At 67.5% G+C, this 11,682-nt stretch carries 11 protein-coding genes; 6 read left to right on the top strand and 5 right to left on the bottom strand.

All coding sequences use genetic code 11. From position 1 onward, the window contains the following. Window positions 1-84: 84 nt before the first annotated feature. The 4 genes from ASD82_RS10830 to ASD82_RS10815 all read right to left on the bottom strand — a co-directional run bounded on the left by ASD82_RS10830 (window position 85) and on the right by ASD82_RS10815 (window position 2,547). Entirely contained in the window at window positions 85-588 is a 504-nt protein-coding gene (locus ASD82_RS10830) for a TPM domain-containing protein (protein WP_056717851.1), read from the bottom strand. Beyond that, complete coding sequence (locus tag ASD82_RS10825) at window positions 588-1,472, bottom strand: TPM domain-containing protein (RefSeq protein ID WP_056717850.1); 885 nt, start codon at window positions 1,470-1,472, stop codon at window positions 588-590. The genes ASD82_RS10830 and ASD82_RS10825 overlap by 1 nt, the downstream gene beginning before the upstream one ends. Continuing rightward, window positions 1,472-2,089, bottom strand: coding sequence for a LemA family protein (locus tag ASD82_RS10820; RefSeq protein ID WP_056717849.1), 618 nt, complete (start codon window positions 2,087-2,089; stop codon window positions 1,472-1,474). Before ASD82_RS10820 ends, ASD82_RS10825 begins: the two co-directional genes overlap by 1 nt. Before the next feature lie 83 nt (window positions 2,090-2,172). Further along, entirely contained in the window at window positions 2,173-2,547 is a 375-nt protein-coding gene (locus ASD82_RS10815; protein WP_056717848.1) for a diacylglycerol kinase, read from the bottom strand. Window positions 2,548-2,846: 299 nt separating this feature from the next. On the opposite strand from ASD82_RS10815, the gene ASD82_RS10810 reads away from it, so the two are divergent. The 6 genes from ASD82_RS10810 (at window position 2,847) to ASD82_RS10785 (ending at window position 10,622) form a co-directional block, all read left to right on the top strand. Further along, entirely contained in the window at window positions 2,847-4,397 is a 1,551-nt protein-coding gene (locus ASD82_RS10810; RefSeq protein WP_056717847.1) for an oligopeptide:H+ symporter, read from the top strand. Between the two features lie 69 nt (window positions 4,398-4,466). Continuing rightward, window positions 4,467-5,741 (top strand): ATP-binding protein, encoded by a 1,275-nt coding sequence (locus ASD82_RS10805; protein WP_056717846.1) that lies wholly within the window; start codon window positions 4,467-4,469, stop codon window positions 5,739-5,741. Between the two features lie 69 nt (window positions 5,742-5,810). After that, window positions 5,811-6,395 (top strand): response regulator transcription factor, encoded by a 585-nt coding sequence (locus tag ASD82_RS10800; protein WP_056717845.1) that lies wholly within the window; start codon window positions 5,811-5,813, stop codon window positions 6,393-6,395. Window positions 6,396-6,635: 240 nt separating this feature from the next. After that, window positions 6,636-8,849 (top strand): TonB-dependent receptor, encoded by a 2,214-nt coding sequence (locus ASD82_RS10795; protein ID WP_235580689.1) that lies wholly within the window; start codon window positions 6,636-6,638, stop codon window positions 8,847-8,849. 151 nt (window positions 8,850-9,000) lie between these two features. Continuing rightward, window positions 9,001-10,167, top strand: a complete 1,167-nt coding sequence (locus ASD82_RS10790) for a sialidase family protein (RefSeq protein ID WP_056717843.1) — start codon at window positions 9,001-9,003, stop codon at window positions 10,165-10,167. Then, entirely contained in the window at window positions 10,164-10,622 is a 459-nt protein-coding gene (locus ASD82_RS10785; RefSeq protein WP_056717842.1) for a hypothetical protein, read from the top strand. The genes ASD82_RS10790 and ASD82_RS10785 overlap by 4 nt, the downstream gene beginning before the upstream one ends. Window positions 10,623-10,634: 12 nt before the next feature. Here the strand turns inward: ASD82_RS10785 and ASD82_RS10780 are convergent, their stop codons facing one another. Next, entirely contained in the window at window positions 10,635-11,636 is a 1,002-nt protein-coding gene (locus ASD82_RS10780) for an isoaspartyl peptidase/L-asparaginase (protein ID WP_056717841.1), read from the bottom strand. Window positions 11,637-11,682: the final 46 nt, after the last annotated feature.

Below are 11,682 nucleotides of genomic sequence, written 5' to 3'. Positions count from 1 at the left end.
TTGTGCACCGTTCGCAACCGAAGATCAGGCCACCGCCTGTCAACGAAACAAGTGGACCACGCAGACACCCGCCGCGCGCACCCGTCACAACAGCACGGGGCGATCCGGCAATTCGTCGGGGTTGGCACGTCCGTCGCCGGGGAAATGACGTTCCAGCAATGCACTCGCCGCAGCGATGCCGGCCAGGCTGCCCGCACGCCACTCGCCACCGGCATAGCACTCGCGCATGCGCGAGCAGATCGCGCTCCACGCTTCGGCCGGGACCTTCGCCGCGATGCCGCGATCGGCGACGACCTCGATGCGATGCTCGGCCATCAGCACGTAGAGCAGCACGCCGGAATTGTGTTCGGTGTCCCATACACGCAGTTGCGTGAACAGCTGCCGCGCGCGGGTCGGCGCGTCGAGCCCGCCCAGCACGTCCGCCGGCGCCAGCCGCGACTCGACCGCAAAACGGATCTCGCCCAGATGGGTGCGTTCGCCCGCCGCGATCGCCGCGGCCATCTCGTCCAGCAAGGCTGGCGAAAAGCGGCGCGACAGGCGAAACCAGTCGCCGAACAGATTCACCCACAGCCGTCGCATGCGCTCCATCACCAGCTCCCCGAAGAACCGCCGCCGCCGAAGCTGCCGCCGCCACCGCTGAAGCCGCCGCCGCCAAAACCGCCACCGGAGCGTCCCCCGCCCCAGCCTCCGCCGCCACCAAGGCCGCCCCAACCGCCACCGCCGATCGAACGGCCGGCGCCGGCGGGTAGCAGCATCAGGACGCCACCGATCAGCGCGCCGATCAGGCCGGCCCCCATCGAGATCAGCAGCCACAGCAGGCCGCCGATCGCCAGCGCACCCAGCGACGCACGCAGCCATGCCGGCGCGTGTCCGAAGATCCCGCGCAGGAACAGTGCCGCGAACACGGCGATCATCAAGCCGGTCTGCAGGTCGAGGCCGCCATGTTCGCCCGCGGGCGAACCGCGGACCGGCGGCGGCAGCGGTTCGCCGTCGATCAGCTGGGTCAGCGCGCCGACCGCGTCGCTGATGCCGCCGAAATAATCGTTGCCGCGAAATTTCGGCGCGATGTATTCGCGGATGATCCGCGCCGTGGCCGCGTCCGGGATCGCGCCCTCGAGGCCGTAGCCCACTTCGATGCGCACGCTGCGATCGTGCTTGGCGATCAGCAGCAGCACGCCGTCATCGGTGCCCTTGCGGCCGATCCTGTTGGCCTCGGCCACGGCCAGCGAGTAGCCCTCGATGTCCTGGTCGCCGGTGCTGCCGACCATCAGCACCACCAGCTGGGCGCCCTTGGCTTTCTCCAGCGCCTGCAGCTGCGCGTCGAGCTGGTCGACCTGCCCGGCGGTCAGCGTGCCGGTGAGGTCCGTGACATGCCGCGCCAGTTTCGGCACGGCATCCGCCGCGTACAGCCCGGTCTGCAGCAGCAGGAGCAGCGCCAGCAGCCAGTGGCGCGACCGGCGCCCGGCCGTCATCAGTGCGTCGCCGCTGGCGCCGGTGCGGTGGTGCCGAAGTCGACCTTCGGTGCCGTGGAGATGGCCTGTTCGTTCTGCACGCTGAAGTTCGGCTTGACCTGGTAGCCGAAGATCTTCGCGGTCATGTTGTTGGGAAAGGTGCGGATCATGCTGTTGTATTCCTGCACCGACTGCACGTAGCGGTTGCGTGCCACGGCAACCCGGTTCTCGGTACCTTCCAGCTGCGCCTGCAGGTTCTGGAACAGGCCGTCGGCCTTCAGCTGCGGGTAGTTCTCGCTGACCACCATCAGCCGCGACAGCGCATTGCCCAGCTCGCCCTGGGCGGCCTGGAACTGCTGCAGCTTCTGCGGGTCGTTGAGCGAGTCGGCGTTGACCTGCAGGCTGCCCACCTTGGCACGGGCCTCGGTCACCTCGACGAAGACCTTCTCCTCGTGCTGGGCATAGCCCTTGACCGTGTTGACCAGGTTCGGCACCAGGTCGGCACGCCGCTGGTACTGATTGAGCACTTCGGACCAGGCGGCCTTGACCGCCTCGTCCTGCTTCTGGATGGCGTTGTAGCCGCAGCCCGACAGCATGACCACGAGCAACAGCAATACGAGATGGCGCAGGGTCTTCATGGATGGCTCCGGTCCGTTGCAGGATTCATTCGATCATCCCATGCGTGACACCGCCATCGTGTCGGCACGGAGTGAAGGGACAGCTAGCCGAGCAGGCGTGGCCCCAGGATCAGCGTCCAGCTCAGCACCACCAGCATCAGCAGCACGAACACCGCGGCCGAGCCCATGTCCTTGGCGCGCCCGGCCAGTTCGTTGAATTCGGGGCTGACCTTGTCGACCACCGCCTCGATCGCCGAGTTCAACAGCTCGGCCGACAGCACCAGCAACGGGGCCAGGATCAGCGCGAACTTTTCCAGCCCGCCATGGCCCAGCCACAGGCCCAGCGGCACCATCACGATGGCCAGGCAGGCTTCCAGGCGAAAGGATGCCTCGTGCTTCCAGCCAGCGCGCAAGCCCTTCATCGACCAACGGAATGCGTTCCAGACCTGCTTCGGACCACGAAAACCTTCGGCGGCCATCAGCGGCCCCGCCGTCCGGCCGGTGGTCGCTGTGGTGACAGGGTGGAATCGGGTTGGGGCATGGTGGGCCGGGCTCCGGGAAGCGGTGATGGCAGGCGCCTGATGATGCCACAAGCAGCCGTCCGCACACGGCTCGCGCCACCTTTCCAAGCACCTGCGGCGCATACCTGTCATGTCGCAGTGCAGCTACACCCTGCCGGCGGATGGGTTAGGCTTCGTCGGTTGTGGTCCGTTCAGGATCACATGCCGAAGGCGCGTGCCAGCACGCCGCCATGGTCTGAAACCCGCACGGAAAATCTATGGCAACCCAGAACCCGCCCGTCTCGCAGACGAAGTCCTTCAGTACCGTCTTCCTGATCGAAATGTGGGAGCGCTTCGGCTTCTACGGCATGCAGGTGTTGATGGTCACCTACATGGTGAAGAAGCTCGGCTTCGTCGACAGCAAGGCCAACCTGATCTGGGGCGCCGCCGCGGCGCTGATCTATGCGACGCCGGCCATCGGTGGCTGGGTGGGCGACAAGCTGATCGGCACGCGCCGCACGATGCTGATCGGTGCCGTCGTGCTTGCGCTGGGCTACGCGATGTTGTGGATCCCGACCAACAACGCCTACTTCCTGTACGTGGCGCTGGGCGTGATCATCGTCGGCAACGGCTTCTTCAAGCCGAACGCCGGCAACCTCGTGCGCAAGATCTACGAGGGTGACGACACCAAGATCGACAGCGCCTTCACCATCTACTACATGGCGGTGAACATCGGCTCGACCATCTCGATGCTGCTGACGCCGTGGATCCGCGATTACGTTGGCGCGAAGTACGGCGACGCCTGGGGCTGGCACACCGCCTTCGGCGTCTGCGCGATCGGCCTGGTGCTGGGCCTGATCAACTACTCGCTGATGTACCGCACGCTGCAGCACATCGGCTCGCCGGCCGACGACGAGCGGGTCGACTTGAGGAAGCTGGGGCTGCTGGCGCTGGCGGCCATCGGCATGGTCTTCGTGTCGGCCTTCATCCTGCAGAATGAAATGGTGGCGCGGATCTGCGTGTATGCCGCCGGCGTGGTGATCCTGGGCATCTTCATCCACCTGATCCGCAGCAGCGAACACCATGAGCGGGCCGGCCTGGTCGCCGCCCTGGTACTGGTCGCGCAGACGATCTTCTTCTTCATCTTCTACCAGCAGATGTCGACCTCGCTGAACCTGTTCGCGCAGCGCAACGTCGACCTCTCGTTCGACCTGTTCGGCTGGCACCTGTTCAACTGGATTCCCGAGCAGTTCCAGTCGCTCAACGCGATCTGGATCGTGCTGCTGAGCCCGGTGCTGGTCTTCATCTACAACAGCATGGGCAAGGTCGGCAAGAATCCTTCGGTGGCCGCGAAGTTCGCCTGGGGTTTCGCCGCGGTGGCGATCGGCTTCTTCATCTACGGCGTGGGCGCCCGCTTCGCGGTGAACGGCCAGGTGTCGTCGTGGATCATGGTGTGGGGCTACGGCCTGTACTCGCTGGGCGAGCTGCTGGTCAGCGGCCTGGGCCTGGCGATGATCGCCCGCTACGTGCCGGCGCGCATGGGCGGATTCATGATGGGCGCCTACTACGTGGCCTCGGGCATCTCGCAATACCTGGGCAGCGTGGTGGCGAACTTCGCCAGCATCCCCACCGACATCAAGGACCCCCTGGTGTCGCTGCCGATCTATACCGCGCTGTTCAACAAGCTCGGCCTCGCCGGCGTGGGTTGCACGGTGATCGCCATTGCGATGCTGCCGCTGATGAGCAAGCTGTCGGCCAGCCACTCCGATGCGGCGACCAACAACAAGCCCCTGCCGCCGGTGCGCAGCGAGGAATTCAACACGCCGTAAGTGGTCCACCGAAGCCCGCCGTGCATGTCGCGGCGGGCTTCGCCCGTCCAGCAAGCCAGGAAGATCACCATGCCTCACCGATCCGCCCAACGCATCGGTCCGTTTGCACTGACGCGGACGCTGGCCTGGCTGCGGATCTGCGCCATCGCCGGACAGAGCACGGCGGTACTGGTCTGCGCCTGGTGGATGCGACTGAACGTGCCGCTGCTGCCCCTGCTGATCGGCATCGGCGTGCTGGCGGTGTTTTCGGTATTCGCCGCCTGGCGGCTGACCCAGCCGTGGCCGCTCGGCGAGTGGGAGGCGGTGGGACACATCGCCTTCGATACCCTGGTACTCGGCTACTTGCTGTATTTCAGCGGCGGCGCCAGCAACCCGTTCATCACCCTGCTGCTGGTGCCGATCGCCTTGAGCGCCGCGGCGCTGTCGGCGCGGGCGGTCCTGGCCGTGGCAGCACTGGCGGGCATCGCCTACGTGCTCCTGCTTTACCAGCATGTACCTCTGCCGATGTCGATGCACGGGGATTCACCGAACCGCTTCTCGTTGCACGTCGCGGGGATGGGCGTGAACTTCGTGATCAGCGCGGTGCTGCTGGGGTTTTTCATCAGCCGGCTGGCCCGCGTCCTGCGCCTGCAGCAACTCGAGGTGCAGCGGATACGCGAACGCGCATTGCGCGACGAAGGCATCCTGGCCATCGCCACCCAGGCCGCCGGTGCGGCGCACGAACTCAACACGCCGCTGTCGACGATGCGCACCCTGCTGCCGGAGCTGCGCCGCGAACACGCCGGCGAGGCCACGCTGTCCGAAGACCTGGAGCTGCTCGAAAGCCAGGTCGATCGCTGCCGCACGATACTTCGCGAGATGGTCGCGTTCGGCAAGGCGCAGCTGTCGCAGGAACCGGAGCGACTGCGGCTGGACCAGTTCATCCACGGCTGCCTGGAGCGCTTCCAGCTGCTGCGGCCGGAAGCCGAGCTGACGGTGACGCTCGATCCGGAGCTGGCGGGCACTGTCCTGCGCACGCCGCCGGGGCTTCGCCATGCACTGATCAACCTGCTCAACAACGCGGTCGACGCTTCGGCCGCCAATCAATCCGACGCCATCGCCCTGGAGGTTTCGCGCGACGGGCCGTGGCTGCAGTTGTGCGTGCGCGATCACGGTCCGGGCTTCGACGATGACCCGGAGATCACCGCGCTGGGCCATTCGCACAAGCAGGCCGGCCTGGGCATCGGCCTGGCGTTGGCCGAAGCCACGGCGGAGCGACTCAATGGCGAGCTGGTTGCCGGCAATACCGGACGCGGCGCCAGGGTCTGCCTGCGCCTGCCGCTGGCGGTGATCGCCGAAAAATAGCCCGGCGCGCGTGCAAGTCGCGCCGCTTCCGGCAAGAATGGACGCTGGATCACCATCAGGACCCCCGCGATGACCGAGTTGCCCCAAGCTGCCACGGCGCGCCCGCTGCTGCTGGTCGACGACGATGCCACCTTCCTGCGCGTACTGGCGCGTGCGCTGGGCTCGCGCGGCTTCGAGGTGATCACCGCCAGCAATTTCGACGAGGCCCGCGCACTGACGCGCCGGCACCATCCGCGCTACTGCGTGCTCGACCTCAAGCTGGGCGAAGAAAACGGCCTGCGCCTGATCCCCGAACTGCACACCCTGGTGCCCGACCTGCGCGTGCTGCTGCTGACCGGCTACGCCTCGATCGCCACTGCGGTGGAGGCGATCAAGCGCGGTGCACACGACTACCTGGCCAAGCCGGTCGACGCCGACGCCGTGGTACGCGCCCTGCTCGATGGCGACAGCGAAACCGATGACGCTGACCTGCCCGACACACCGGAACAGCCGCTTGCCCTGCGCCGACTGGAGTGGGAACACATCCAGCGCGTACTGACCGAATGCGACGGCAACATCTCCGAAACCGCCCGCCGCCTCGGCATGCACCGCCGCACCCTGCAGCGCAAGCTGAGCAAGCACCCGGTGCGCGAACGTCCCGAACGCGAAGACTGATCCGCGTAGGGCGGGCACTGCCCGCCGCTTCTCCCGGAACCGCAAGAGTCGGCGGGCATTGCCCGCCCTACGTGCCGTCGGCACCTTTCGCCGCGCCCGTGCATCCCATGGCCGTCCCCCGCTGCGACAACACGCCATCTGTCGTGCGCATGGCAGCGGACTATCCTTGCAACCCTAGATCCCCATCCAGAGTATCGCTTGAACGCCCTCCCGCTCGGCCTTTGCGCTGTTGCACTCGCGGTGTCTTCCAACCCGCTGCCGGCCGCCGATACCGCCTTGCAGACCACCACCCTCACACCGGTCTCGGTGCACGCCAGCGACACCATGGTGATGGAGACACCCAGCGTGCAGGTGCGGGTAAAGCGGGCGCAACTGCAGCAGCAGAACGTCACCGAGAGCGCCGATGCGCTGAAGTACGCGCCGAACATGATGGTGCGCAAGCGCTACATCGGCGATCCGAACGCGGTGATCAGCGGTCGCAACGCCGGCACCCTGCAAAGCGCGCGCAGCCTGGTCTATGCCGACGGCCTGCTGCTGTCCAACCTGATGACCAACGGCTGGGACGGCGCACCGCGCTGGGGCATGGTGGCGCCGCAGGAAATCGGCGCCGTCGACATCCTGTACGGCCCCTATTCCGCGCTGTATCCGGGCAATTCGCTGGGCAGCACCGTGCTGATCCACACCGTGCTGCCGCAGCGGCTGACCGCCAGCGTGAGCACCCAGTTCTTCAGCCAGGACTACCGTGGCGCGTACGGCGCCGGCGGCCACTACAACGGTCACCAGGCCGCCGCCACGCTGGGCAACAAGCAGGGCCGCTGGAGCTGGTTGCTCGAATACAGCCGACTCGACAACCGCGGCCAGCCGATGCAGTACGCCACGGCCCGGGCCGGTGGCGACCCCGGCCTGGCCGTGCCGGTGACCGGCGCCACCGCCGACCGCAACCCGAACGGCAGCGCGCGGCTGGTCTACGGCGCCAACAGCATCGAACACACCGTGCAGGACCAGGCCAAGCTGAAAGTGGGCGTCGACCTGGGCGAGCACGTCGCCGCGCTGTTCACCGTGGGCTGGTGGCACAACCGCGCCGAGGACTTCACCCGCAGCCTGATCCGCGATGGCGACGGCAACCCGGTCAATGGCGGCGTCATCAGCGCAGACGGGCAGACCTGGACGCTGCCGGCCAGCGGCCTGGCGCCTTCCTCGGCCAGCGACACGCACATGCTGTACGGCATCGAGTTGAACGGCCATCTCGACAACGGCTGGCGCTGGACCGCGGTGGCCAGCCACTACGACTTCCTGCGCTCGCTGGCCGGCAGCGCGAACAACGCCGAACCGGGCCGGCCCGTCAACGGCCCGGGCACAGTCGCCGACAAGGCCGGCTCGGGCTGGGACACTCTCGACCTGCGCAGTTCCGGTCCCATCGGTGATCGTCACATGCTGTACGCCGGCATCCATGCCGATCGCTACGTGCTGGACAGCCAGCTGCGCAACGCCAGCCACTGGCTGGGCGATGCCGACGGCGCGCTGGTCAGCGCGTTCGGTGGCCGCAGCCAGACCCGCGCGCTGTACCTGCAGGATGTATGGAGTTTCGCCGACGCATGGGCGCTGACCCTGGGCGGCCGGCTGGAACAATGGCGGGCCTACGACGGCCTGCGCGGCAACGGCAACACCACGCTGCGCTACGCCGACCGGCAACGCACCGACTTCTCGCCCAAGGCCGCGCTGAGCTGGGACTTCGCCGAAGACTGGGAACTGCGCCTGGCCCATGGCAAGGCAGTGCGCTACCCGACCGTGAACGAACTGTTCCAGGGCAGCCTGTCGGCCAATGCGATCGTCAACAACAATCCGAACCTTCGGCCCGAGATCGACGAATCCACCGACCTCACGCTGAACCGCCACCTGGAAAACGGCCACTGGCGCATTTCGCTGTACCAGGACCGCATCGCCGATTCGCTGTACTCGCAGACCGACATCACCGTCACCCCCACCGTCACCAGCGTGCAGAACATCGACCGCATGCGCAGCCGCGGGCTCGAGGGCGAGATCATCCTCACCAACCTGTGGCTGGATGGACTCGACATGCAGGCCAGCGTGGCCTTCAACAACGCCCGCACCCTGGACGACAGCCAGTATCCGCTGGCCAACGGCAAGCTGTTCCCGCGCATCCCGAAAATCCGCGCCAGCGTGTTCGCCGATTACCGCTTCGCGCCGCAATGGGACGCCTCGCTGGGCATCCGCCATTCCGGCCGCCAGTACGGCACGCTGGACAACAGCGACCACGTCGACAGCTACGGCGCGGTAAGCCGCTTCACCGTGGCCGACGCCCGGCTGCGCTGGTCCTTCGCGCCCGGCTGGACCGCCGCGCTCGGCGTCGACAACCTCACCAACGAACGTTACTGGGTCTACCATCCCTACGCTGGCCGCACCTGGTTCGGCGAGCTGCGCTGGGAGTTGTGAAGAGCTGCCGGCCCCCGCGCGCGATACTCCCTCCCCTGCTCGCAGGGGAGGGGTGGGGTGGGGTCGCTCCTGATCTTGGGTTGAAGTCAAAAGCACCCCCTCCCAACCTCCCCCTGAAAGCAGGGGGAGGAGCAAAACCCGAGGAGCATTCATGCGCCACCTGCTGATCATCCTGCTCTGCCTGCTCTCGCCCGCCCTGTTCGCCCACGACGGCATGCACATGGACATGCCCAAGGGTCCCGAGCTTGGCGCCAGCGCTGCGTTCGACAGTCACGGCCGGCTGTACGTGGTGGACGCGGCGGACGGTCACGTGCGGCTGCGCCACTCCGATGACGACGGCCGCACGCTGAGCGCGCCGGTCGAAGTGAACGCCGTGGCGGAACGCATCTACGCCGAAGGCGAGAACCGGCCGAAGCTCGCCTTCGGTCCCCACGACGAGATCTACGTGAGCTGGTCGCAGCCGCGCACCGCACCGTGGACCGGCTTCGTGCGCTTCGCCCGTTCGACGGATCGCGGCGAGCACTTCAGCGAACCGCTCACCGTGCATCATGACCATGCCGAGATCACCCATCGCTTCGACGCGCTGGCCGTGGACGGCAAGGGCCGCATCGTGATCGCCTGGATCGACAAGCGCGACCTGGTCGCTGCCGACGGCGCGAACAAGCCCTACCTCGGCGCCGCGGTCTACTACAGCTGGTCGGAGGACGGCGGCGCCAGCTTCGTGCCCGAGCGCAAGCTGGTCGACCAGAGTTGCGAATGCTGCCGCATCGCGCTGGCGCGCACGACCGACGGGCACGTCGCGGCGTTCTTCCGCAGCATCTACGGCGACAACATCCGCGACCACGCCTATGCCGTGTTGCGCACGGACGGCCAGGACAGCACGGTCCGGCGCGCCACCTTCAGCGAATGGCATATCGCCGGCTGCCCGCACCACGGCCCCGGCCTGGCGATCGGCGCTGACGGTGTCCGCCACGCGGTGTGGTACGAGGCGAAGAGCGCGCCCACGATCCACTACGGCCAGCTCGATCCCGGTCACCCGCCGCAGCACGCGACGACGATCGCCGCCGCCGGCGCCAGCCACGCCGACGTGGCCGTGCACGGCCACACCGTGTGGGTGGTGTGGAACCAGGTTGGCGCGGATGGCTACACGCTGATGCTGCGCCGCTCGACCGACAACGGCGCGCACTTCGACGCGGAGCGCGCCATCGCGCACAGCGGCGGCGCGGTCGGCTCACCGCAGTTGCTGACGAAGTCGGGCCAGGCCTTCGTGGCCTGGAATACGGCGCAGGGATTTCGCCTGATCGGGACAGCACCATGAAGCGCCTGCTGCCGCTGCTGTTCCTGCTGCTGCCAGCACTGGCCTGCGCCGGTTCGCTGCAACCGCTGGCCGCCGATGACGTGGCCGCCCTGCTCAAGCCACCGGCGCACGGCGAACGCATCATCGCGCTGTGGGCGCTCGATTGCGCCTACTGCGAACCGAACCTGCAGGCGCTGGCCAGACTGCAAGGCCAGCATCCCGACGAGATCGAACTGGTGCTCGTGACCACCGACGGCATCGAGCAGGCCGCGACGATCGAGGCGCGCCTGCGCGGTATGAAGATGGACGGCTATCCGAACCGCGCCTACGCCGAAGCGTCGCCCGAACGCATCAACTTCCTGCTCGACCCGCACTGGGGCGGCGAGACACCGCGCGTGCTGGTGATCCGCGCCGACGGCAGCCGGCTCGGCATCAGCGGCGCGCTGACGCCCGCGCAGCTGCGCAAGCTCCTGTAGGGCACCGCGCGCTTACGGCTGGGCGACGCTCTCGGCCGGCACCGGCTCGGGGATCTCGGTAGTGCCATCGTCCTCGTCGCCGTACAGCGCCACGTGCGGCGCGCCGTCGGCGCCGATCCAGCCGCGATACATGCCATCGGTGTTGAACGGGATCGAGATGTGGCCTTCCGCATCCAGCGCGATCGCGCCGCCGTTGCCGCCCATCGACGGGATTTCCTGGTTGATCACCTCGGCCGCGGCGCGCTTCAGCGGCACGCGCATCTGGGTCACCTTCATGCAGATCTCGTGCGCGGCCACGGTGCGGATGTAGAACTCGCCCCAGCCCGTACCCGACACCGCGCAGCCCGAATTGGCATAAGTGCCGGCACCGATGATCGGCGAGTCGCCGATGCGGCCCCAGCGCTTGTCGGTCATGCCGCCGGTGGACGTGCCGGCAGCCAGATGGCCCTGCGCATCCAGCGCCACCGCGCCCACGGTGCCAAAATGTCTGGCCGTCTCGACGTCCGCATGGGGCTGCTTCGCCGCGTCCTCCTTCAACGCCTTCTGCAACTGCTGCCAGCGCTCCTCGGTGCGGAAATACGCGGGATCGACCAGGGTGATGCCCTGCTCCTTCGCAAACGCCTCGGCACCGTCACCGGAAAGCATCACGTGGGGCGAATGCTCCATCACCGCGCGCGCCAGCAGGATAGGATTCTTCACCCGCCGCACCCCGGCCACCGCGCCGGCACGCAGCGTATAGCCGTCCATGATCGCCGCATCCAGCTCGTTGCGGCCCTCATGGGTGAACACCGCGCCCTTGCCGGCGTTGAAATTCGGATCGTCTTCCAGCACGGCGAGCGCGGCGGCGACCGCGTCCAGCGCCGGCTTGCCCGCCTTGAGCTCGGCGTAGCCGCTTTGCAAAGCCTGCGTCATCGCCGCGCGTACCGCGTGCTCCCTGGCCGGCGTCATGTCGCGCTTGATCACGCCAGCACCGCCGTGGATCACCAGGACGGGTGACACGGCGGCATGGCTCATGGCGGTGATTCCGATGGCTGCAAGGGCGGCAAACAGATGACGCGAT

It is taken from the genome of Rhodanobacter sp. Root179 (genome assembly GCF_001428465.1).
GTDB lineage: Bacteria > Pseudomonadota > Gammaproteobacteria > Xanthomonadales > Rhodanobacteraceae > Rhodanobacter.
The sequence above is the reverse complement of the archived record's forward strand: the minus strand, read 5'-3'. Positions and strand labels throughout refer to the sequence as shown.

Excerpts from the sequence above, each read along its gene's own strand:
- ASD82_RS10820 (WP_056717849.1), bottom strand. The coding sequence starts at position 2,089 with ATGAAGACCCTGCGCCATCTCGTATTGCTGTTGCTCGTGGTCATGCTG.
- ASD82_RS10785 (WP_056717842.1), top strand. The coding sequence starts at position 10,164 with ATGAAGCGCCTGCTGCCGCTGCTGTTCCTGCTGCTGCCAGCACTGGCC.
- ASD82_RS10815 (WP_056717848.1), bottom strand. The coding sequence starts at position 2,547 with ATGGCCGCCGAAGGTTTTCGTGGTCCGAAGCAGGTCTGGAACGCATTC.
- ASD82_RS10810 (WP_056717847.1), top strand. The coding sequence starts at position 2,847 with ATGGCAACCCAGAACCCGCCCGTCTCGCAGACGAAGTCCTTCAGTACC.
- ASD82_RS10790 (WP_056717843.1), top strand. The coding sequence starts at position 9,001 with ATGCGCCACCTGCTGATCATCCTGCTCTGCCTGCTCTCGCCCGCCCTG.
- ASD82_RS10780 (WP_056717841.1), bottom strand. The coding sequence starts at position 11,636 with ATGAGCCATGCCGCCGTGTCACCCGTCCTGGTGATCCACGGCGGTGCT.
- ASD82_RS10830 (WP_056717851.1), bottom strand. The coding sequence starts at position 588 with ATGGAGCGCATGCGACGGCTGTGGGTGAATCTGTTCGGCGACTGGTTT.
- ASD82_RS10825 (WP_056717850.1), bottom strand. The coding sequence starts at position 1,472 with ATGACGGCCGGGCGCCGGTCGCGCCACTGGCTGCTGGCGCTGCTCCTG.
- ASD82_RS10800 (WP_056717845.1), top strand. The coding sequence starts at position 5,811 with ATGACCGAGTTGCCCCAAGCTGCCACGGCGCGCCCGCTGCTGCTGGTC.
- ASD82_RS10805 (WP_056717846.1), top strand. The coding sequence starts at position 4,467 with ATGCCTCACCGATCCGCCCAACGCATCGGTCCGTTTGCACTGACGCGG.